16 protein-coding genes (1 of these 16 cut by a window edge) are annotated in these 22,173 nt (G+C 41.4%); 9 read left to right on the forward strand and 7 right to left on the reverse strand.

Annotation, left to right across the window (positions count from 1 at the left end; all coding sequences use genetic code 11):
• Positions 1–1,608 carry the 5' portion of a GH92 family glycosyl hydrolase gene (locus tag ACGE0T_RS20920; RefSeq protein WP_459188501.1) on the reverse strand. The gene continues 663 nt to the left of window position 1, outside the view, so only the first 1,608 of its 2,271 coding nucleotides appear in the window; the start codon lies at positions 1,606–1,608; the stop codon falls past the left edge of the window.
• 113 nt (positions 1,609–1,721) lie between these two features.
• Here ACGE0T_RS20920 and ACGE0T_RS20925 point away from each other — a divergent pair, with 113 nt between their 5' ends.
• Genes ACGE0T_RS20925 through ACGE0T_RS20945 form a run of 5 tightly spaced genes read left to right on the forward strand, consistent with a single transcriptional unit; the run spans position 1,722 to position 3,661 of the window.
• A complete protein-coding gene (locus tag ACGE0T_RS20925; protein WP_459188502.1) occupies positions 1,722–1,979 on the forward strand; it encodes an RNA polymerase sigma factor in 258 nt (85 codons plus the stop codon).
• Between the two features lie 19 nt (positions 1,980–1,998).
• Positions 1,999–2,322: a hypothetical protein gene (locus tag ACGE0T_RS20930; protein WP_459188503.1), complete on the forward strand. Its 324-nt coding sequence runs from the start codon at positions 1,999–2,001 to the stop codon at positions 2,320–2,322.
• A gap of 44 nt (positions 2,323–2,366) precedes the next feature.
• Complete coding sequence (locus tag ACGE0T_RS20935; RefSeq protein WP_459188504.1) at positions 2,367–2,747, forward strand: hypothetical protein; 381 nt, start codon at positions 2,367–2,369, stop codon at positions 2,745–2,747.
• A 9-nt stretch (positions 2,748–2,756) separates the two neighbouring features.
• Complete coding sequence (locus ACGE0T_RS20940; protein ID WP_459188505.1) at positions 2,757–3,038, forward strand: LysO family transporter; 282 nt, start codon at positions 2,757–2,759, stop codon at positions 3,036–3,038.
• Positions 3,035–3,661, forward strand: coding sequence for a LysO family transporter (locus ACGE0T_RS20945; RefSeq protein ID WP_459188506.1), 627 nt, complete (start codon positions 3,035–3,037; stop codon positions 3,659–3,661). The genes ACGE0T_RS20940 and ACGE0T_RS20945 overlap by 4 nt, the downstream gene beginning before the upstream one ends.
• A gap of 112 nt (positions 3,662–3,773) precedes the next feature.
• Here the strand turns inward: ACGE0T_RS20945 and trpS are convergent, their stop codons facing one another.
• Positions 3,774–4,826, reverse strand: coding sequence for a tryptophan--tRNA ligase (gene trpS, locus ACGE0T_RS20950; RefSeq protein WP_459188507.1), 1,053 nt, complete (start codon positions 4,824–4,826; stop codon positions 3,774–3,776).
• Between the two features lie 358 nt (positions 4,827–5,184).
• Here trpS and ACGE0T_RS20955 point away from each other — a divergent pair, with 358 nt between their 5' ends.
• Complete coding sequence (locus ACGE0T_RS20955; RefSeq protein WP_459188508.1) at positions 5,185–7,008, forward strand: O-antigen ligase family protein; 1,824 nt, start codon at positions 5,185–5,187, stop codon at positions 7,006–7,008.
• A gap of 95 nt (positions 7,009–7,103) precedes the next feature.
• Here ACGE0T_RS20955 and ACGE0T_RS20960 read toward each other — a convergent pair whose 3' ends face one another.
• Positions 7,104–7,673, reverse strand: coding sequence for an epoxyqueuosine reductase QueH (locus ACGE0T_RS20960; protein ID WP_459188509.1), 570 nt, complete (start codon positions 7,671–7,673; stop codon positions 7,104–7,106).
• Between the two features lie 2 nt (positions 7,674–7,675).
• A complete protein-coding gene (locus tag ACGE0T_RS20965) occupies positions 7,676–10,927 on the reverse strand; it encodes a S41 family peptidase (RefSeq protein WP_459188510.1) in 3,252 nt (1,083 codons plus the stop codon).
• A 625-nt stretch (positions 10,928–11,552) separates the two neighbouring features.
• Here ACGE0T_RS20965 and ACGE0T_RS20970 point away from each other — a divergent pair.
• Positions 11,553–11,966 carry a hypothetical protein gene (locus ACGE0T_RS20970; protein ID WP_459188511.1) on the forward strand — a complete coding sequence of 138 codons (414 nt, stop codon included), beginning with the start codon at positions 11,553–11,555 and terminating at the stop codon, positions 11,964–11,966.
• Between the two features lie 41 nt (positions 11,967–12,007).
• Positions 12,008–15,247, forward strand: coding sequence for a S41 family peptidase (locus ACGE0T_RS20975; RefSeq protein WP_459188512.1), 3,240 nt, complete (start codon positions 12,008–12,010; stop codon positions 15,245–15,247).
• Positions 15,248–15,333: 86 nt separating this feature from the next.
• On the opposite strand, the gene ACGE0T_RS20980 is transcribed toward ACGE0T_RS20975, so the two are convergent.
• Positions 15,334–18,267: a fimbrial protein gene (locus tag ACGE0T_RS20980; protein ID WP_459188513.1), complete on the reverse strand. Its 2,934-nt coding sequence runs from the start codon at positions 18,265–18,267 to the stop codon at positions 15,334–15,336.
• A 566-nt stretch (positions 18,268–18,833) separates the two neighbouring features.
• Here ACGE0T_RS20980 and ACGE0T_RS20985 point away from each other — a divergent pair.
• Positions 18,834–19,367: a 3'-5' exonuclease gene (locus tag ACGE0T_RS20985; protein WP_459188514.1), complete on the forward strand. Its 534-nt coding sequence runs from the start codon at positions 18,834–18,836 to the stop codon at positions 19,365–19,367.
• A gap of 10 nt (positions 19,368–19,377) precedes the next feature.
• Here ACGE0T_RS20985 and ACGE0T_RS20990 read toward each other — a convergent pair whose 3' ends face one another.
• Both ACGE0T_RS20990 and ACGE0T_RS20995 read right to left on the reverse strand, forming a co-directional pair.
• Positions 19,378–20,553, reverse strand: a complete 1,176-nt coding sequence (locus ACGE0T_RS20990; RefSeq protein WP_459188515.1) for a dicarboxylate/amino acid:cation symporter — start codon at positions 20,551–20,553, stop codon at positions 19,378–19,380.
• Entirely contained in the window at positions 20,522–21,988 is a 1,467-nt protein-coding gene (locus ACGE0T_RS20995; RefSeq protein ID WP_459188516.1) for a Na+/H+ antiporter NhaC family protein, read from the reverse strand. The genes ACGE0T_RS20990 and ACGE0T_RS20995 overlap by 32 nt, the downstream gene beginning before the upstream one ends.
• Between the last annotated feature and the right edge of the window lie 185 nt (positions 21,989–22,173).

Genomic DNA, 22,173 nt, shown 5'->3' on the forward strand with positions numbered 1-22,173 from the left:
TGAACCGTCTCCCATAACCGGACGCATCATCTTGGTTTCCGGATCCAGATAGCGTTTCCAGTAAGAACCTTTAGCTGCATATTCTTTTGCTAATGCTTCGTTTCCTGCTCTTTTTGCGATTTCAGAGATACACCAGTCTTCATAAGCCATTTCTACTCCCCAGGATACAGACTCCGGAACAGAGTCGGCTGGTACGAATCCATACTTTTCTTTATAATATGGATGAAGGGTTATCAGGTCAAGTTCGCGCGTTCCTTTGAATTTTTCAGCCAGGTCTTCACGATATACGGAAGAACGTGCGCCGGCTTCCGCCCATAAGTTCAAGTCGTCGCCAGCCAGGTCTTTGCTTACTAAATCAGCCAGGACAGCTGTAGCCGGATAACCGACCATGCAACCTGTATAACTGGATGCCAGTGGCCATTTGGGAAGAATACCTCCTTCTTTATAACCTTGTACCAGTACATTCCCCCAGTCTGTCGCTCTTCGCGGTTCGATGATTGTCATCAAAGGCTGGAGAGCACGGAATGTATCCCAAAGAGAGAAAACGGAATAGTTTACGTAGCCGGGAGCTGCCTGATGAACTTTTTTATCCATACCTAAATAACGTCCGTCTACATCCTGATAGGCATAAGGCGCAATCATAGTATGGTATAATGCTGTATAAAAGTTCACCATTACTTTGGGGTCGGACGTTTCAATCTGGATGGCATTTAAAGCTTTATTCCATATATGTGAAGATTCGGTGCGGGTTGCTTCAAAATCCCATCCGGGCAATTCTGCCGTTAAATTCTTTTCTGCTCCTTCCGGATCGACCATGGAAAGTGCCACTTTTGCGTATAGAGGCTTTGTGCTTTCTGCAAATTTGTAGTGGAATTTCAAATCCTCAGGAGTATTCATACGAAGGAACAGGGAATCTTTCCGTAGTTTTCCTCCTACATATTGGTATAATGTTTCAATCGGTTCTGAGAAGGTGATACGATAGGATACGGCATGGAAATGAGCCCATCCCTGTGTATGCACTGTTCCTTCTACAGTAGAATCATTTACAAACAGATATTCGTTGTTTACGATTTTATGTCCCCAGTTCGGTTGTAATACATGTCCTAAATCCAACATAACACGACGTTCTTTGGGATTATCATAGGTGTATTTATGAAATCCTACACGGTCGGTACTGGTCAGTTCCACATTAATTCCAAAATTGTCAAGACGAACGGCATAGTAACCGGGTGCAGCTTTTTCTGTTTCTTTTTTGAATGTAGCTACCGGCTTGATAGAATCTTCACCGGAGAAAGGTAATAATGCCACGTCTCCCAAGTCTCCGATACCGGTACCCGACAAATGGGTATGGCTGAACGCATATATCTGGTTATCATCATAGTGGTACCCGCTACTGGCATCCCATCCCATGATATGTGTATCCGGACTGACCTGTACCATTGCAAAAGGACGGGTCGCTCCCGGAAATGTGTGTCCGTGAAACCCGGTTCCGATGAAAGGATTGACATACTGTACTTCGTCAAGTAGCTGGTCTTGTTTTGGTGTCTGGCTACATGCTGCCAATAAGCAGATCAGGGCCACCTGGAAAAATAAAATTGTTCTGTTCATATATAAAAATTAGAATAACAAGCGTTTAAAAAGAGAATGAAGCAAATATAGAGAAAAAACACTGGAAATTTGCAACCTATGGATACTTGTTTGCGTCTATTAAAATAAAAGCGATGAGAACGGATCAATTTATAAGACGAATATTGCCATTAAAAGATAATCTGTATCGCATAGCTTTCCGGATAACGGGAGATACGGATTTATCGAAGCAAATTGTGGAGGATGCTTTATTGAAGGTCTGGAGCCAGCGGGGTACATGGATAGTTATAGAAGATTTGCCTTCCTACTGTTTGATGGTAACACGGAATATGGCTTTGCAGAATGTTTGTGTCCGTCAAACTATTTGTGAACAATTTGTTGTTGGCAAATGATTTTAGAAAGGGAAGGAAGATGGATTGTGACCGGATATATATGTTATTGAATAAATATTGGGGCTGCTCTACTACTATAGATGAAGAACGCGAATTACGCCATTTTTTTACAAATAATGAGATTCCTCCCGAATTACGCCCTTATAAAGTCTGGTTTTCAACTCCGGAAGCCGAGAAACTACCCTTGCTGGGAGATGAGTTCGACCGGAAGATACTGAAGCGGATTACTGGAATGAAGAAAAAACGCCGCTGCCATTTGATATTATGGGCCTGCCTTATATTGGCTTTTCTTTGTTTGCCGGTGCTTATTCTATATTTGTACTCCTTTTTTTATTGCGGGTAATTACTATCTTTGAACTTTTAAGTCTAGTTTAAATTTCTGTATTTATGAAAAAGAACATGAGAAGAGTGCTCTATGCACTTGTATGTCTGATTATGTGTACGGTGATGTATGCACAAAGCAAAAGTCCGGTATTGAGTGGTGAGTGGAGTTTCTCGGCTCCGGATGCACCTTATGGATATCAATCCGGTACATTAAAGTTTACAGAGAAAGAAGGTAAATTAACAGCTGTAGTTGTTATTTGTGGTTCTGAACTTACAATCAGCAATATAGAAAGAGAAGGTGATAGTTATGCATGTAGTTTTTATGTGGATGGAACCCCTGTGAGCCTGACTTTCAAGCAGGATAATAATAAACTGGCAGGAACGGCTGATGCGGACGGTTCTTCTATCCAGGTTGAGTTTACTAAAGTGTCGAAGAAAAAATAAAATAAAACGATGTTTACCGTTATTGGAATTATGTTTGGAGGTATAGCTCTCGGCTATATCTTGCGGCGTGTAGAATTATTGCAGAAGATAGGAAAGCCTATTTCTTATACGATTTTACTTCTCCTTTTTTTATTGGGTATATCTGTAGGTGCAAACAAGGAAATAGTAAATAATTTGGCTACATTGGGCGGGCAAGCTTTTTTGATTGCTTCTGCCGGGACGGCAGGAAGTATATTGGCTGCATGGGCAGTTTATAACCTTTTTTTTAAAGAAAGGAGCGAGAAACAATGAAAGGTAGTCTTATTGTAGTCGCTTTTTTTGCATTAGGGTGTATTTTAGGCTGGAGTGGAATGCTTCCCAGCGTAATTATTGAAAATGACATTACGGTTTATGTATTATACCTATTGATGTTCCAAGTCGGGCTGAGTATAGGTAGTGATAAAAAGTTGAAGGAGATCCTGACTAGCATACGTCCTAAATTACTGTTGGTCCCTCTTGCTACAATTGTAGGAACATTAGTTGCATCGGCTATTGTCGGACTATTTATTAGCCGGTGGAGTGTGACCGACTGTTTGGCTGTGGGAAGTGGTTTTGCTTATTACTCTTTATCATCTATCCTGATTACGGAATTGAAAACTTCATCGCTTGGCGTACAAATGGCAGCAGAATTAGGAACGATAGCTTTGATGGCCAATATAATCCGTGAAATTATAGCATTGCTCGGAGCTCCGTTATTTGTGAAATATTTTGGAAGACTGTCTCCCATTTGTGCGGGAGGGGCAACGACAATGGATACGACATTGCCGATCATCACTCGTTATTCAGGAAAGGATTTAGTATTCGTTTCAATTTTTCATGGAATAATAGTGGACTTTACTGTTCCTTTTTTTGTCTCTTTCTTCTGTTCATTCTGAGAGAGGAATATAAAATGTTCCTGTTGGGAGAGACCTAACAAAACAAGTAAGGCTGCAAACGCATGAACTTTATATTCATATTTACAGCCTTGCTTCTATATTTGCTTATCTTTTATTCCGCTCTGAATCCAATGATTTCACGTATTTCACGTAATGTCCTGGAAGCACTTTCACGGGCTTTTTCAGCACCCATGTGAGCTACTTTTGCCATGTATTCATCATTGGAGCGAATGTCCAGTATACGTTCACGTATTGGAGCACAGAACTTATTGATATCTTCAGCCAGTTGCTTTTTCATGTCGCCATAGCGGATTTCGCAGTTGTTATATTTTTCGTTGAAGAAATCATAAGTATCTTTTGTAGACACAATTTCCATCATTGTGAACAGGTTGGCAATCGGCTCCGGCTTTGCGCTGTTTGGTTCTGTAGGACCAGCATCCGTAACTGCTTTCATTACCTTTTTCTTGATAGCCTTTTCGTCATCAACCAGGTAGATTGCATTACCTTCGCTCTTTCCCATTTTGCCCGATCCGTCCAGTCCCGGAACTTTCACTGCTTTATTAGATAAATGGAAAGATGCAGGTTCCGGGAAAAATTCAACACCATATGTAGCATTAAAACGACGTGCGAAGCGACGGGCCATTTCCATATTTTGCTCCTGGTCTTTTCCTACCGGAACTTTAGCAGCTTTGTGAATGATAATGTCGGCAGCCATTAATGTCGGATAAGTCAGCAAACCTGCACTTACACTGTGTTTATTACTTTCATTAAAGATTTCCTTCTCCATGTCTCCATCATTACCGGCTGTATCGATATGTAGCTGTTTGCGGGCTTTATCCTTGAAAGAGGCGGTGCGCATCAGTTCTCCGATACCTGCATTCATGTTCAGATACAGATACAATTCTGCTACTTCGCGTACATCGCTTTGGATGTAAATCGTTGCTTTTTCCGGATCGATGCCACAAGCCAGATATTCAGCCAGGATTGTCTTTGCACTATTACGGATATTATCGGGATGTGGATGGGTAGTCAACGAATGCCAATCGGCAATAAAGTAATAGCAATTATATTCATTCTGCATTTGCAGAAAACTTTTTACTGCACCGAAGTAATTTCCCAGGTGCAAATTACCGGTTGGGCGAATGCCACTTACTACTGTTTCCATTCTATTATTTACTTTTTTATTTCAAATGGATACAAAGATAGTAAGAATCTCCTTAGGCTACTGAGAATTATCCGGGATTTGTCAATAAAATGTCAGCGAAAAGAGATTTTCGGAGATTATACAATACCTACCTTTAACTATCCGCAAGGTACAGGTTTGTTATTCAAACTTTGAATTTGTAGACTGTGCATCTCTTTTTGATAATATTAAGAGTTTTGGATAAAAATAATGTTTAGTAGACGTTTTTGGCTAAAGGGTATTTTTTGTTCTATTATTATTTGAAGGATGGTCAAGCTGTTGAATTATTGTGCTTTTAGAGAATATTTATTAATGGTTTAACCCTCAAAACAAATTTGAAATGAACAAATTGTTTGATTTTTTACAATTATTGTTGTTGTCAACAAGTGGCATGTTACTCCTTTGTATAATCTTTGCTATTAATCCAGGTATTTATCATGGGGAAGTTATAGGGAGAATCTGTTGGTTTCATTATGCATCCGTTGCTTTTGCCGGAAGTTTATTATTTATGGAATTAACGAGTAGAAAACGTGTTTTTATCTTTTCTTTGCCTGATGTTCTTGTTTTATTGTTGTTGGGAATTGTCCTTGTTACTTATGATAAACAGCTTAATATTCAACCGGACAAGCTGATTTTTATATCCCAACTGGTTGCCTTGTGGTTTATGTTGCGTATTTCTTTACAACGGTATCCGGAATTACGGATATTTTTTGTTTCAATCGCTCTTTTTTTCGGTACTGTTTGTGCGATATCCTGTATCAGATTATATTTTGGGAATTTTTCTGATCATCCGATATTGAAATTGTTGGATGGAGCTGTACCGTTGGAGTTATCTACAGGATATATAACAGTAATGTTTCCTATTTCTTTGAATATGTTTTTGCGCTTTAGAAATTGTAAGAAATTATCTTGTTGGGAGTCCCGTACATTTTTGTTTTATCTGGCTTGTGTCGGATTTATTTCAATATCCGTAGCTCTTTGTTTGAGAATGAATCTCTCGGTTTTGATTGTTTCTGCAGTTTCATGCTGTTGGGTTTGTTGGATGAGGATGATTGGTTTGACAAAGACGAAGGAAGCAATATATAAATATCGTAAGTTATTTGTCGTTGCTTCTCTTATGATGTTGCTTTTTATAGCAGCCGGTTTGCTATTATCTGCTGTTTCTTTCCATTCCGGGGCAGTGCAGAAGCATTTGTTAATATGGAATGTAACAACGAATGTGATTATTAAACATCCTTTCTTAGGGACTGGTCTGGGTAGTTTCCCTTCTGTTTATGCAAAAGCTCAGGCAGATTATTTTACTTCGGGGATTGCTTCTGATACCGAATGTGGAATAGGCATGTGCCCGGATTACCCTTATAATGATTACTTACTGATGGGTGTGGAAGTTGGAGTGGTAGGGTTATTACTTTTCATGTTATGGCTGGCGTTTTCTGTTTATTACGGAATCAAACATAACCGGATTGGCTGCTCCGGAGGGGTTATTGCCTTGGTTGTGTTTGCTTTATATTCTTATCCGCTGCAATTACCCACATTATGTGTGTTGCTCATTTTTCTTACAACCATGTGTGTAACGAAAAAGGGGAGTTCTTTTCAAGGTTTAAAAAGTCTTCCTTATATTGGAATTCTGATAGCAATTGTTTCATGTGCTATTTTTTATGCCCAGAAAGATTCGGTACATATTTACAAAGAATGGAAAAGTTCCCGGGATTTATATCTTGCCAATCATTATGAGTTAGCGGCATATAGGTATGAGAAATTGTATTTTTCCTTATATCACAGACCCGATTTTTTATATGAAGGGGCAACCTGTTTTAATAAAATAGGTAAGTATTCAACGGCTGTCGTATGGTTGGAAAGAGCGATGCAACTGAGTGCTAATCCTCAGATTTATTATGCCATGGCTATGAATGATGAAGCCCTTGGCAATTATGAAGATGCGGAATTTTACCTGGAAAAAATTACTCAAATTCTTCCTGGGCACTGCCGTGGATATTTAATGTTGGTTCAATTATATGCAAATGCTTCTTTTTATCATCCGGATAAACTGAAAAAAGCAGCTTCTTGTGCACTCCGTTTGTCTTCTTTGCAAAAAGAACATGCGGGTGAAATAAAGAGGGAAGTTTATAAAATATTATCGGATAAACAACTCAGGCTTGAATAACACTTTTTGAAAAAAAGAAAAAGTCAATATTACAGAATACCTGTGATGGTTGTAAGCTCTGTAATATTGACTTTTATATCCTTGAATATGAGGCGCTATTTGTTTCTGAAGGAGAATTCACATCCGCAGTATTGCTGGTTATAAAACTGATATTCCGCAATAATTTCTTTTCTGCGTTCGCTCAGTCCTCCTTTTCTCCAGTTCTGTTCCCAGAAAAGAGTCCCAGGATATAGATTTGCGGCTTTTTTGCCTGCTTCACATATTTGCTCAAGACTCTTCCATCGGGAAGAAGCTAATGTGGTAGTAAATAGGGAGAAACCGTTTTCACTTGCATAGCATGCGGTTTTTTTCAGCCGGTAGAAAAAACATTCCAAACATCTTTTGCCCCGTTCCGGTTCCTTCTCCATTCCATTGGTGATTTCACGCCATGCCGAATGGTCGTAGTCTGCATCGATAAAATCGAGTTGCAGGCTTTCCACATAACGCTGGTTCTCTGCTTTTCGAATTTTATATTCTTCTTCAGGGAATATATTCGGGTTAAAGTAGAAAATCGTAGGACGGATGCTGTTCGCCAGCAAACATTCGATGATTGCTGACGAACAGGGTGCACAACAAGCGTGCAGTAGAACTTTATTTTCTCCGTTCGGGGTATGAACTTCCAACATTTTTATTTTTGTTTTACTGTTTGGAGCATCACCTTGACTGCTTCTTCCAATTGATGGTCTTCACCTTTCAACTGTGATTCCGGTGTATTGTAAATTTCAACATCCGGTTGCAGTTCATGGTTCTCCAAATAATTTCCCTGCATATCCATTACACCGACCTGGGGAATACCGAATACGATTGTCGGGTCAATCTGAGTTTCCCACCATACCGCAGTCATGGTTCCGGGAACAGGTGTCCCGATGAGTTTTCCGATACCCAGTGTTTTGTAAACAAACGGGAAACCATGGGCGTTTGAGTAGTTATCTTCGCAAACCAGTACACATGAAGGTTTAAGCCATTTATTGAACGGGTCGCTTCCGATATACTGTCCTCTCGGCATGAAACGTTCGTATTCTTTTCCGCTCAGTAAAGTAGCCAGGTCATCATGCAACCATCCTCCGCCGTTGTGGCGTGTATCCACGATAACAGCTTCTTTATTACGGCAACGTCCTAATAATTCAGAATAAACATCACGGAAACTTTCGCTGTTCATACCTCTTACATGTACATAACCGATTTTGCCTCCGGATAGTTTTTCTACCATCAAGCGTTTTTGTTCAATCCAGCGTTTGTAAAGAAGATTGGATTGCGTTCCGTAAGTGATTGGTTTCACTTGTTCGTCAAAACGTTGTTTAGTAGCAGGGTCATATACGGATAATAAGATTTTCTTATCAGCTTTTCCGCTAAGCAGTGGATAATAATCTTCTCCGGCCTTGATCGGTGTACCATCTATTTTTTCGATGATGCAGCCTGCTTTAATCTTACTATCGGCTTGCGTAAGAGGACCTTGTTCTATAATTTCTGCAATTTTCAGACCGTCACCGGAATAGTTATTGTCGTAGAATGCTCCTAAACAAGCAGTTGCCGGAGTTGTAGAAGCCGGACGGTAGCGGGCTCCTGTATGTGAACCGTTTAGTTCTCCCAGCATTTCAGAAAGCATTTCCTGGAAGTCATAGTTGTTGTTGATATGCGGAAGGAAACGGGCATATGCCGTTTTGTAACCTGCCCAGTCTATGCCATGTAAAGTCGGATCATAGAATTTATCTAAGACCTGGCGCCATGTATGGTTGAATATGTATTCCCGTTCTTTTGCCGGACGATAAGAGAATTCTGCTTTGAAGCCGATAGGCTTGTCTTTGCCATCTTTTACGTCGATTTTCTTTAGCTGTCCTCTGGAGATAAGGAAAAGGTTTTCTCCCTTTTTATCAGTGAACATATTTCCTCCACCAACTCCTTTTATTAATATTTTAGTAGATTTTTCCTTGAAATTCTGTTCCCATAAATCATAACCGCTTTCAAAAGCTGCACAGTAATAAAGTTTGTCGCCTTTCGGTGTCAGAACTGCATCTCCCAGGAAAGAGGAGTTGACTGTAAGACGCATGATTCTGTTTTTGCGGTTTGCCAGGTCGAATTTCAAAGGTTCGGCAGACTTATCCTCTTTTTTCTTGTCGTCTTTCTTCTTGTCTTTTTTATCTTTAGAGTCTTCGTCTTTCTTATCCGCATCCTTATCCTTTTCTTCATCTTCAATCAAGGCTTGCTCTTCTTTGGAAAGGCGGAATTTGTCATAGGCTTCACCGTCAAAGAACATGATATACATGTCTCTTTCTGCTCCCCAGCTACCATGGCTACGGTATCCTGCACGGTCGGACGACCATATCATAGCTTTTCCATCCAGTACCCATTTGGCATTGCCGTCAGAGTAGCCGCTTTCTGTCAGGTTGGTTACATCACCACTGCCATCTGCTTTGATCAATGCGATATCGGAATTATTCCAACCTCCTATGGCGATATAAGTCGCCAGAATCCATTTACTGTCGGGGGACCATTGGTAAGATTGGTCGCCATCAGAATATGAATAGTTGTATTTGCCATCCAGAACAGTCCGGACATCTTTACTCTTTAGGTTGATTACGCGCAGAGTAGTCCGATTTTCCAAGAATGCAACTTCTTTTCCATCCGGAGAATACAATGGTTGAAAAGAAGTTTGACCGCTTACGACCAGAGGCTCTTCTTTAATTTCCTGTGCGTAGGTAAAGTATTTGTCATCTTTGCGTACCAGGCTGGATTGGTAAATACCCCATGTGTCGCCTCTTTCAGCCGAATAAACCAGTGATTTACCGTCGGGGCTGAAATCCAGGTCCCGTTCCTGCTGCGGAGTATTTGTAATCTGGCGGGTCGTCTCGAAATCAGTAGAGGTTACATAAACATCTCCCCGGACAATGAAAGCAACTTCTTTCCCACTTGGCGAAACGGCTATGTCGGTAGCTCCACTGGTTTTTAGCTGGCTGATTAAGTCGTTTTCCACTTTATCAGCGATAATTTGGATATTCACTTTTGCCGGTTGACCACCTTCTTTCAATGTATAAATCTCCCCATTATATCCATAGCAAAGTTTTCCGTTATTGTCGGAAGAAAGGAAGCGGACTGGGTGTGTAGTATGCTGTGTTATCTGACGGATGTTTTTTCCGGTCAGGTCATTTTTGAAAACATTGAAACTACCCTTTTCTTCACTCAAATAGTAGAAAGAGTTACCATCGGGAGCCCAAACCGGATTCCGGTCTTCACCCCGGAAAGTTGTAATTTTCTTGAAAGTGCGTTCGTCCCCGAGTGAGCATAGCCATATGTCACGCGTGATAGAGGATTGATGATGTTTACGCCAGGGGTCTTCATATCCTTTGATATCCTGGTATAGTAATTTATCCCCCTGCTTGTTTAAAGCCAGGCTTTGCATTGCATAAGAGGAATACAATATCGGGCGCCCGCCATCCAAGCTTATCTGGTAAATTTGTGCAAAGGTTCCGGAAGGGAACTGGCTGTCTTTAACATCCTGTTGGATAGAAGCCGTATAAAGAATATGATTATTATCTGTAAATGTTTCCGGATATTCGTTTGCGGAATGAGTTGTCAGTTGCTTGGGGGCGCCTCCGTCCTTATCCATCACATAAATATCAAAATTTCCGGTACGGTCGGATGCGAAAGCTATTTTGCTTCCGTCAGGAGACCAGACAGGCTGTGTGTCGTGAGCCGGATGGGTTGTCAACTGGGTAGCTTTGCCACCATTAGTCGGAACGGTGTAAATATCGCCTTTGTAAGTAAAGGCAATTGTTTCTCCGTTTGGTGATATTGCCGGATAGCGCATCCATAAAGGATTATCTTCGGCAAAAATGTTTGTTGTTACAAACAATGCAGAGGTTAAAATAAATAAGAACTTCATCTCGTGTGTTTTTTGGATGTAAATATACGTTATTTTATGTGTAGGAAAGTCTAAAGGTAAGATTTAATAGTAGAAATATGCAATTTTCTGTAAAAAAGTTTGGATTTTTCATAGAAGTGTAGTTGTATCGTAGTATTCGAACGGTTTAATAGTTTCATATAATGGATATAAATCGGAGGAAAAATAAATGATTATTATGTGGAATAAGTTGGTTTTGAATGCACGGGTTTATTTTTTTTCTTATGAAAAAGAAGGAACATTTAAATAGATGTGAAAATATCTTTTTATATTTGCCTTTGCATAAGTGATAAAGCGTTATTGTTTGTGTGAAATTTAATAGTTTAAAAGCTACTGAATAAATTATCCTTTTTAACAGAAATCTCGAAAGTTTCAAGCAATTGGTGGATAATGAATGAGAAGTATGCTCATGTTTTCTTGTTGTGCGGAAGTGAATTTCTTGCATTTGTGCAATCAAGATAAAAAAGCGTGAGACTGTTGTTTATACACCGATTGCAGGTATTCGAGAACCTCTGTTAAAGTGTATCAGCAGTTCCCACGCTTCTTTTATAACTTATACTGCCCGGAATTTGTTGAGATAATAATTTTATTATTGAAAATATGAGATATGGAACAACCTTTATCTATTGCAAATTTTCAAAGAGAGTATATTCTTTTTTTGAAAAAGGAACTTAAACCTGCCAATATAACAGAACTTTGCTGGCAAATACGTCCCTATGTCGTATTATATCAAATAGGGTTTACCGGGACTGCCTTGTCTTTTTCTGACCGCGATATGATTCCTTTTTCAGAAGTAATAGACTTTTGGATAAAGAGGGGAATGTTGGTAATATTGTTGAAAAATGGGACTTTGTGCCTTTTGTCTGATACGACTAATAAGATTCGCTATATCCGTATAGGTGACCCGGAATATTATGCCAAGACCGGGTTGATACGTCCCCGGTGGTTGACTGTATTTGATAATATCCAGCTTTTTTGGTGGGAAACAAAGGAATATATCAATAAGGCTCTACTTAGTTAATACTTTTTTTATCTTTGCCTGTAGACTAAATGGCATTAATCATGGGCAAAAAACTTATTCTTTCTTTATTGGCATTGGCAAGTGTCCCGGCTTTATTGATGGCAGCCGATGAGGCACGCTTGCTGCGTTTTCCAGCAACGAATGGTACAGATATCGTTTTTTCGTATGCCGGAGATTTGTATAAAGTACCTGCTTCCGGTGGGGAAGCACAGCGCTTGACCTCTCATGTCGGTTATGAGATGTTTCCCCGGTTCTCTCCTGATGGCAAGACAATTGCATTTACCGGGCAGTATGATGGAAATACCGAGGTGTATACGATTCCTTCCGAAGGAGGGGAGCCTTTGCGGGTAACTTACACCGCAACCAACCAGCGGGATGATTTAGGCGACCGTATGGGACCTAATAACATCGTAATGACCTGGAGCCCCGATGGTAAAAACATTGTATACCGTAACCGTATCAGCAGCAGTTTTACCGGCAAATTGTATGCAGTAAACAAAGAAGGCGGTCTTTCGGAAGTTATACCTCTTCCCGAAGGCGGTTTCTGTAGTTATTCTCCGGATGGCAAACAGCTGGCATACAATCGTGTGATGCGCGAATTTCGTACCTGGAAATACTATAAAGGCGGTATGGCGGATGATGTATGGATTTACAATCCTGAGAAGAAAACCGTGGAAAATATTACCAATAACCCTGCACAGGATATTGTCCCGATGTGGATAGGAGATGAAATCTTCTTTATTTCCGACAGGGACCGGGTGATGAATATTTTCGTGTATAACACAAAAACAAAACAGACATCCAAAGTTACGGATTTTAAAGAGTTCGATGTCAAATTCCCGAGTGCAAACGGCAATACGATCGTTTTCGAGAACGGTGGTTATATTTACAAGATGGACGCAAAAAGCAAGAGGCCAGAGAAAGTGAATATCACACTGACTTCCGATAACATCTATGCACGTAGCGCCATCAAAAACGGAAGCGGGTATCTTACTGCGGCAAGTATTTCGCCGGATGGAGAGCGTATTGTTGTAACGGCACGGGGCGAAGTATTCAACCTTCCGACTGAAAAAGGTGTAACAAAGAATATTACCCGTTCCCCCGGAGCGCACGACCGGGCTGCAAAATGGTCGCCGGACGGAAAGTATATCGCTTATATCTCCGACGGAACAGGTGAAACCGAACTTTACTTGCAGGATGCAACAGGAGGTGAGCCGGTACAGCTTACAAAAAATAATGATACCTATATCCGTAATCTGAAATGGAGTCCCGACTCAAAGAAAATTGTCTACACCGACCGTAAGAACCGCTTGAATCTGCTGGATGTTGCTTCAAAACGCGTCACTACTGTTTTGCAAGACCCGATGGGAGAGCCTCGTGACGTAGCCTTCTCGCCGGACAACAACTGGTTGACTTATACCCGTACGGGAGATAATACATTTAGCATTGTATATGTATATAATCTGAATGATAAAAAAGAATATGCAATTACCGATAAATGGTATGAGTCATCTTCCCCTGTATTCAGTACGGACGGAAAATATCTGATATTCGCTTCTTCCCGCGATTTTAATCCGACCTATGGTTCATTGGAATGGAATCATGTATATAACAATATGGGAGGCGTTTATCTGGCTTTATTGTCGAAAGATACACCATCTCCTTTTATTGAAAAGGATGCACAGGTGGCAATAAGCCAAAAGGAAGAACCGGCAAAAGATTCTATAAAGAAAAAAGAGGATGTTAACAAGGAAAGCGATGTTCCGGCTGTGAAGATTGACATAGATGGAATTAACGACCGGATTATACAGCTTCCGTTGAACGGTTCATATTATACGAATTTCTATTCCGATGGTAAGAAAGTATACTATTGGGGACGTGGAGGCACGAATGTATTCGATTTGGAAAAACAGGAGGAAACAAGTGTGGCTCCGGGGGCTTTCATGACTGTGACCCCGGGTAGCAAGAAAGCGTTGTTCTCTAAAGGAAGCCTGTTGTATGTAGTGGATATACCTTCCGGAAAAGTGGACTTAAGCAAGCCTGTCAACTTGTCAAATATGCAGATTACGGTAGACTATCCGCAGGAATGGGCACAGATATTTGATGAGGCATGGCGTGCTTACCGTGATGGTTTCTATGTTTCCAATATGCATGGTGTCGATTGGAAAGCAATCAAGTCAAAATATGCAGCCTTATTGCCATTTGTCAAAACCCGTTTGGATTTGAACTATGTAATCGGTGAGATGATTGGTGAGTTGAACTGTGGACATGCTTATGTTAACCCCGGCGAAACCGAGCGTCCCGAGCGTGTGGAGACTGGTCTGTTAGGAGCAGAAATCTCTCGCGACAAGAGTGGCTTCTTCCGTCTGGAAAAAATACTTCCGGGTGCTTCCTGGAGTAAAGAACTTCGTTCTCCGCTTACCGAACCCGGTATAGAAGCAAAAGCCGGTGATTTCATTGTGGCTATCGATGGGGTTCCGACAAATACGGTAAAAGACATGTATTCGCTGTTAGTCGGAAAAGCAAATGTCCCGACAGAGATTTCATTAAATAGTAAGCCTCAGCTGGCAGGTGCGCACAAAGTGGTAATAAGCCCGCTTGCAGAAGAATATTCTTTGTACCATTATAATTGGGTACAGGATAATATTAAGAAAGTGGATAAGGCTTCCAATGGCAGAATCGGATATATTTATATTCCGGATATGGGACCGGAAGGTCTAAATGAGTTTGCCCGTTATTTCTATCCGCAGTTGGATAAGGAAGGTTTGATTATCGATGACCGTGCAAACGGTGGAGGCAATGTTTCTCCAATGATACTTGAACGTCTGTCCCGTGAACCTTACCGCTTGACGATGAGCCGTACTTCAGCCCGTATCGGAACAGTACCTGATGCGGTACAGGTAGGACCGAAAGTTTGTCTGATTAATAAATATTCTGCATCGGATGGCGACCTGTTCCCGTGGGGATTCCGTGCGCTTGGTTTAGGGAAGTTGATAGGAACCCGTACCTGGGGTGGCATTGTCGGTATCAGTGGCTCACTGCCTTATATGGATGGTACGGATATCCGCGTTCCGTTCTTTACAAGCTATGACCCGAAAACTGGCCAATGGATTATTGAAAATCATGGGGTAGACCCGGATATTCTGATTGATAACGATCCGATAAAAGAATGGAATGGGGAAGACCAGCAGCTAAACAAAGCGATAGAAGAAGTAATGAAAGAACTTCAGAATCGTAAACCGTTGCCAAAGGTTCCTGCTCCGAGAGACTTTAGTAAATAAATGGTTTGGTGCTCAAAAATAATTGCCGGATACAGAATCATACAATCTGTATCCGGCAATTGTCGTTTATATCCTTTTTATTAGAACTATTTGTTTTGGATACAGCGGACTTTATTTGTGTCGGATGAATTGTAGGAATTCAGTCGATATGCAGAAGGATCGAAGGTGGCATACCAGTAGGCATCTGTCGACCAGAAATAAGGACCAACAACACTTCCGTTACTATTGAAAACCGCAGCATTCTGTTTGGCTGTTTCATTTGCATAAGAAAGATTCAAACCTTCTGCCGAAGAATGAAGTATATCTATATAATCACTTTTCGATGCAATTTTCCATCCGGATGGGCATACGTTTTTATCATTAAAAAGACAATCGCCTTTTGCCACTACCGGCGCTACCCAATATTGTCTGCTTTTTCCTGTCACTATTTTCGGAATGGTTGTACTGCCCGGATATATAGGCGTTGTCTGTTGTACATAAAATTGTTTGTTTCCCCCGGGAGTATAATCATTCGTTATTGTATTCAGAGTAGCCGAAGTCGGTGTGGAAAAATAGGAATCATCATTCTTTCTGTAGAATTGGAGGGTAGAAGTCGCTACACCTGTATTTGGGTCTATATTTTCTGTGATACTGGGTTGTTGCATCCAACTTGCCACAGCTATTTTTCCCTGAATGGACTTGGGAGATTTTACCGTAATTTTAAAATAGGCATTGGATATGGGGAAGAAGGTAACATATGGCTTGGTATTATTGATATTATCCACTGTTGTGTACGAAGATTGGGAGGCTACAAAATTGGATAGAACAATACTCTTGTTAATCGAGTAAACAGTGAATGTTTTTGAGACCGTATGATCGAATTTGTCCTTTATCGTGAGGACTGCACTTCCTCCTGTTGCCGCATTGTCTTTTACGTAGAAAGTGAATGTTTCTGTATTGTTTGAGGTCGTTGTTTTATCCAAAGTCAACCAGGCGGGAACACCTTCTATATCGCAACCATTGAGAGCGAAAACCGTCAGTGTAACCTGGTCGGAGGCACTGCTATAAAGACGCATACGGTTGTTCGCGGCATCATAGTTTCCCCCGTTTGGAACTGTTGTGGCAGATTGGTGTAAACTCATGGTTGTTTCTACTTTTACGGTAATCGGCAGTTTTTTGTCATTATTCTTTGTATTGATAATATCGAAGGTATATGCGTCAGTCAGTTGTTTCGTGGCCGGGAAAGAAGCATCGTCTGAGTTCAACGTGAATTTGATAGTACCGGTTGTTACGGCCAATTCATCTTTATCTCTTTCCAACCAGCCGGGTATATCGCCTCCTGCAGCATCAGCCAGAGTGCATCCTCCGGTAGAAATGATGTTTAATGTAGCGGATGTTTTACCCGATGTTTCGTCTTTATATAGAGTGATTGTTTTGGTATTCTCATCAAAACTACACTTGGGAGAAGCTGTTGCCAGTTTAGCTACCGGTGTGGCTACAGGACATATAATCAGCAGGTTTTCGTCTCCTGTCGCTTTGTCGATAAAGCGAAGGTATGCAACTGGGAAATCATTCCCGTTATATTCTGCATTGCGGGATACCGTGTAGGTAGATTCTTGTGATGCTGCACGGGTGATGGGTGTAGGGGTTACAACCAGCCAGGGCGCAGTTGTTATTTTCTTTTCATAAGTGAGCGAATAGTCTATGCCGGAGTTGGAAGAGGCTTTGACAGAGAATGCCGCCCCGTCTGTTATTGCCATATTGACAATGCGTGTATCCGGGTCATAATCGCCATTGGCTGCATCAATAGTCACCTCAAAAGGAATGGAGCTGATTCCCGGATTGTATTCATCGATGTCCCCACTGTCTGTCCAGTCGTCTACATCCAGTGTAAAGTCCAGATGATATTCGTCCGCTTTTGTGATACCAATGGTGTAGCGGTGGTTAGAGTTGATTGCCAGCTCTGTGTATCCCCCGTCTGCATTGGTTTGTTTGAAAGGAATTTGATAGGTCACGTCTTTTGCTTCCGTTTTATTTATCAGGTAAGTCCCTTTTAAAATCAGGAATCCTTTATCTTCGGACAGGTTCGGGTAACAGTAGAAGGCTGACACTTGTAGCCCCTCATTCGCCTTGTCCCCTTTAAAAGCATGTATAGGGTAGGTTATTAACTCACCGTCTTTGGCTACCGCATCGCCATATGCCTTAATAGGGAAAAAGGTTGTTCCTTTTCGTCCGTTCCCCATAGAAATAGCTTCCAAGTGAAAGTGGGATTCGGTTTCGATGTTGCTTATATCAAAACGGGCCATCGTACGAGTCAGTTTAAAACCTACTTGTATGCGGGTGGAAGAGCCGGGGTCTGTCAAGTCGATAGGAGTTGTTTGTGCACCGGTCATGGGAAGAGGCAGGCCTAACGCCTCAGAGGCTTCTGTCAGTAAGGGTGAATGAAGCTGTCTGAACTGTCCTTCATTGGGAGTACCTTCGTTGAGGGTGCTTGTTGCCATATCATAAGTTAGCGGGTCAAAATAAGCATCCGTTATCGGGTTGCCATCATCCGGATTAATCAGTTCTGTTTGGTTGGCAAGGCAGTAAAGGCGGACAAACAGACCTTTCTGTAATTCCAGCAAAGCGGTAGTAGTGGTATTGTCCGTACCAGGAGTGAGGTTTAGTTCCTTTGCTCCACGGGGAATGGACGAACCGTCTTGCCGGTACGAGAAGCGTTCACGGAAAGTATAAGTGCTTCCTTCTTCCTTTGCTCCGAAAACGTAGACATCGAGTGTGGCGATTTCATTCTCCGTTTCGGTAGCAATTGCTTTGGTTTCTGCCTTCGTCTCTGATTTTGTAGATTTCACGGAGAGTTTGTTCTTGAAAGAAAGAAGGACTTCCCGCTTATTTGTACTATCCGCTTTTTCCGAAGATGAACGGTCCGTTTTATCCGATTCTGCTGTACAAGCTCCCAATAACAGAGTTAGCATGCATATGCTTGTTGCTAATCCTTTGGAAGATAGTCGGATGAGCGTTTGATGATGTAGTTTTGTTTTCATATATCTGAATGTATTTGTAAGCTATTTGTTTTTATACGATGGCCATATATACTCGTATAAAACTTAGGGTTTCCGCTTCTTTTTTGTGAATTGGTGTACTTCTGAATTTGATTGGAAGAATATCCGCTGTTTCTAATTGTATTGTTGTCATAATAATGTATTAATTTAGTTCTCCAGAGACTATGAAAAATACATACATTAATAAATGGAATGTGATGCCCTGAAAGCTGTTGTTTCTTATCGTACTTCGGGGAAACGTATTCTTTATGCTGGCTTTATTGTCTGAATATTAATTGTTTATGTGTTGATATTATCGGTTGTTTATTCATATATTTGTACGAATTATTAACATAGTCTCTGGAGAACTAAGTTGATTGTAGTGTTGAATATTGTACCTGTAAATGTTTTTTCAAAAGAAGGTAGATCGTTTCTGTTTTATCGGGTTTCGTATATCTCCATACCGTTGGGATGTAAATCGTATCGATTATTAACACTTTATTTTTTATGTTCACTGCTTTTCGTGTAATTTTGTCTGGAGTTCCTTTTAACACATTGAATTTTTAATCATGGAACGTTTTGCAGCGATAGATTTTGAAACAGCAAATGGAAAACGCAGCAGTATCTGTAGTCTGGGTATTGCTATCGTAGAAGACAACCGGATAATAGACTCTATTTACAGTCTGGTACGTCCTTATCCTAATTATTATACCCAATGGACTACAGCCGTACATGGTTTGACTCCGGAGGATACGAACTCTGCGCCCGATTTTGAAGAAGTGTGGGCTGGGATTGCGTCTAAATTGGAAGATATTCCTTTAGTGGCACACAACAGCCCGTTCGATGAAGGATGCCTGAAAGCCGCCCATCAGGTATATGACCTGGCTTATCCCAAGTATCCGTTTTATTGTACCTGCCGCTTATCCCGGCGCATGTATCCCTTCCTTGTGAACCATCAGCTGCAAACCGTAGCCGCCCATTGTGGGTACGACTTGGCAAACCACCATCATGCGATGGCGGATGCCTATGCATGTGCACATATAGCCGTAACTATGATGCGTGAAAAAGGAGTGGAGCGGCTTGAAGACCTATTGAAAAAATAAAGGGAGATTTCTATTCTCCCGCTCTTTTCCCTGCAATTTTATTTACGATAACGGCAATGGCGCCATCACCGGTTACATTGCATGCTGTACCGAAACTGTCCATAGCGATGTAAAGGGCAATCATCAAAGCCTGTAGTGTTTCATTGAACCCCAGCATACTTTCCAATACACCCAGTGCAGCCATTATAGCTCCTCCTGGAACTCCCGGGGCAGCAACCATAGTAATGCCCAACATCATAATAAAACCTAAGATGGGTACGAATGAAACCGGCTCTCCTGTCATATACATGATGGCAAGAGCACAAGCAAGAATTTTCATCATACTTCCCGCCAGGTGGATTGTGGCACAAAGCGGTATTACGAATATGGCGATATTTTCGCGAACCCCGTTTTTGATACTCTGTGCAAGCGTTACCGGGATGGTAGCGGCGGAAGATTGCGTGCCGAGTGCGGTGGCGTATGCCGGCAACATATTTTTTAGCAGGCGGAGCGGATTTTTTCCACTAACGCTTCCTGCTATAGTAAATTGGATTAACAACAGTAATACATGTAATACGAAAATAACAATGATAACTTTCAGGAACATTGAAATTACTCCCATCACTTGTCCGCTTACCGTCATATTCAAAAAGATACCGAAAATGTGAATTGGAAGTAGTGGGATGATAACAGCCTCAATCAAGTTGGTAATAATCATCCTGAAATCAGAAAAACTGTCCTTTAACGTCGTTCTGTCGATGTAAGATAACCCTAATCCTATTGTGAACGATAACAGAAGAGCTGTCATCACATCCATCAATGGAGGCATATTGACCACAAAGTAAGGCGTGAGCATGAAGTTTTCCGGGTTTTCCATTGAAACCAGTTCCGTATTTGCCGGCAGAATATGTGGGAAAACATTGGAGCAACTGAAATAAGTGAACAATCCCGAGAAGATAGTAGAACCATAAGCCAGTAGAGCCGTTATGGCAAGCAGCCTGCCTGCCCCTTTCCCTAATTCCGCAATGGCAGGGGTAACCAGTCCCAGAATGATGAGCGGAATGGCAAATGTTAGAAAATTACCAAACAGCGAATTGAAAGTAACAAAAATACGTGCTATTCCATTAGGCAAAAACTGACCGAACAGGATACCGGCAGCAATAGCAATGACTACTTTAGTCAGCAGGGAGATTTTGAGCTTCTTCATTTGTTTTTTTGATTTTGTACCCGAGAGCAGCGATTGTAATACTCATAAGCGGGCTTATTAGATTAAAGAAACAATATGGTAAATAAGTGAGAGTTGCAACTCCTAAGATAGTGGCTTGTGTCATACCACATGAATTCCAGGGAACAAGGACAGAAGTTACCGTCACGGCATCTTCGGTTGTACGGCTCAATAAGCGATTTTCGTAGCCTTGTTTTTTAAATACGTCTTTGAACATGTTTCCGGTCAGGATAATGGATATATATTGGTCGGCGGTCGTGAGGTTGAAGAATATGCCTGATAAGGCCGTTGAGGCAACCAAGCCGACTCTGTTTTTCATGAAACGCAGGAATACGGAGGTGATACTGCCCAGCATGCCACCAGCAGCCATTGCTCCTCCGAAACACATCGCGCAGATAATCAACCAGACTGTATTCAACATACCACCCATTCCACGTGTGGCAACCAGATTATCCAATTGGAGATTGCCGGTTTGAACATTCGTCCCTCCATAGAATGTCATCATCAATCCTTTAAAGTTCGACTGGATGTCTTGTACCGGCAGGCCAGAGATTTCCTGTAGCAAATGAGGCTGGAAAATTAAAGCAAAAATTCCTGCCAAAGCCGTGGAAAGGAACAGGGTGATAATGGAAGGGACCCTTTTGGCAATTAATATGCCGGTAACAATGGGTACGATAAGCATCCAGGGAGTGATATGAAATGTATCTTTCAACGATGAGGCGAATTGTGCGATTTGTTCCGTATCGGATGTTTCGTGCGACAGACCGGCAATCGTAAATATAACCAATGTAATCAGAAAAGAAGGAATGGTCGTAATCAGCATGTATCGGATATGTACGAATAGCGGAGTGTCTGTTACGGATGATGCCATGACAGTTGTGTCCGATAATGGTGATATTTTATCTCCGAAATAAGCTCCTGAAATGATAGCCCCGGCTATCCAACCGTGGTCAAAACCTTGTGCCTCTCCAATCCCTAACAGAGCAATGCCAATCGTGGCAATCGTAGTCCATGAACTCCCTGTCATTACTGAAATGATGGCACATATGATACAGGTGGAGGCCAGAAAGAAACTGGGGTGGATGATTTGCATGCCGTAGTAAATAAGCGTGGGAACCACGCCGCTTATCATCCAGCTTCCGGATAAGGCACCGATAATCAGTAATATGACTAATGCAACTCCAACACTGGAGATATTGTTCATCATCGCCAACTCGATAGTTTTCCACTTGATTTTACTGTATCCCATTGCTATCAGGCAACAGATAGCGGTAGAAGTGAGCAGGACAATCTGGCTTCCTCCGTTCAGTGCGTTACTGCCGAAGGTATGGATTGTTACAAATAGAAGCGATACCAGAACAAGTATTGGTACCAATGATAATAGTGGAGAAGGAATCTTTGTTGGATGATTGTCCATTATTTTAGCATTAATCGATTATTCGATTGCAAACATAATGAAAAAAAGAAGATTTGCATAACGTCCATTTCTTTTTGTCATATACCCTAATAAAAGAGACGCTATTCCGGACGAAAGGTAAGAGAATCGTTCGGAATAGCATCTTTTTGTAAGCTTGGGAGGCAGTATATGATTATGCCTTTAAC

Source organism: Parabacteroides sp. APC149_11_2_Y6, assembly GCF_054506995.1.

What these genes read in the sequence shown, in the direction of transcription:
- ACGE0T_RS20925 (WP_459188502.1), top strand. Translation starts at nt 1,722, where the DNA reads ATGAGAACGGATCAATTTATAAGACGAATATTGCCATTAAAAGATAAT.
- trpS (WP_459188507.1), bottom strand. Translation starts at nt 4,826, where the DNA reads ATGGAAACAGTAGTAAGTGGCATTCGCCCAACCGGTAATTTGCACCTG.
- ACGE0T_RS20955 (WP_459188508.1), top strand. Translation starts at nt 5,185, where the DNA reads ATGAACAAATTGTTTGATTTTTTACAATTATTGTTGTTGTCAACAAGT.
- ACGE0T_RS20985 (WP_459188514.1), top strand. Translation starts at nt 18,834, where the DNA reads ATGGAACGTTTTGCAGCGATAGATTTTGAAACAGCAAATGGAAAACGC.
- ACGE0T_RS20995 (WP_459188516.1), bottom strand. Translation starts at nt 21,988, where the DNA reads ATGGACAATCATCCAACAAAGATTCCTTCTCCACTATTATCATTGGTA.
- ACGE0T_RS20940 (WP_459188505.1), top strand. Translation starts at nt 2,757, where the DNA reads ATGTTTACCGTTATTGGAATTATGTTTGGAGGTATAGCTCTCGGCTAT.
- ACGE0T_RS20990 (WP_459188515.1), bottom strand. Translation starts at nt 20,553, where the DNA reads ATGAAGAAGCTCAAAATCTCCCTGCTGACTAAAGTAGTCATTGCTATT.
- ACGE0T_RS20945 (WP_459188506.1), top strand. Translation starts at nt 3,035, where the DNA reads ATGAAAGGTAGTCTTATTGTAGTCGCTTTTTTTGCATTAGGGTGTATT.
- ACGE0T_RS20965 (WP_459188510.1), bottom strand. Translation starts at nt 10,927, where the DNA reads ATGAAGTTCTTATTTATTTTAACCTCTGCATTGTTTGTAACAACAAAC.
- ACGE0T_RS20980 (WP_459188513.1), bottom strand. Translation starts at nt 18,267, where the DNA reads ATGAAAACAAAACTACATCATCAAACGCTCATCCGACTATCTTCCAAA.
- ACGE0T_RS20960 (WP_459188509.1), bottom strand. Translation starts at nt 7,673, where the DNA reads ATGTTGGAAGTTCATACCCCGAACGGAGAAAATAAAGTTCTACTGCAC.
- ACGE0T_RS20970 (WP_459188511.1), top strand. Translation starts at nt 11,553, where the DNA reads ATGGAACAACCTTTATCTATTGCAAATTTTCAAAGAGAGTATATTCTT.
- ACGE0T_RS20975 (WP_459188512.1), top strand. Translation starts at nt 12,008, where the DNA reads ATGGGCAAAAAACTTATTCTTTCTTTATTGGCATTGGCAAGTGTCCCG.
- ACGE0T_RS20935 (WP_459188504.1), top strand. Translation starts at nt 2,367, where the DNA reads ATGAAAAAGAACATGAGAAGAGTGCTCTATGCACTTGTATGTCTGATT.
- ACGE0T_RS20930 (WP_459188503.1), top strand. Translation starts at nt 1,999, where the DNA reads ATGGATTGTGACCGGATATATATGTTATTGAATAAATATTGGGGCTGC.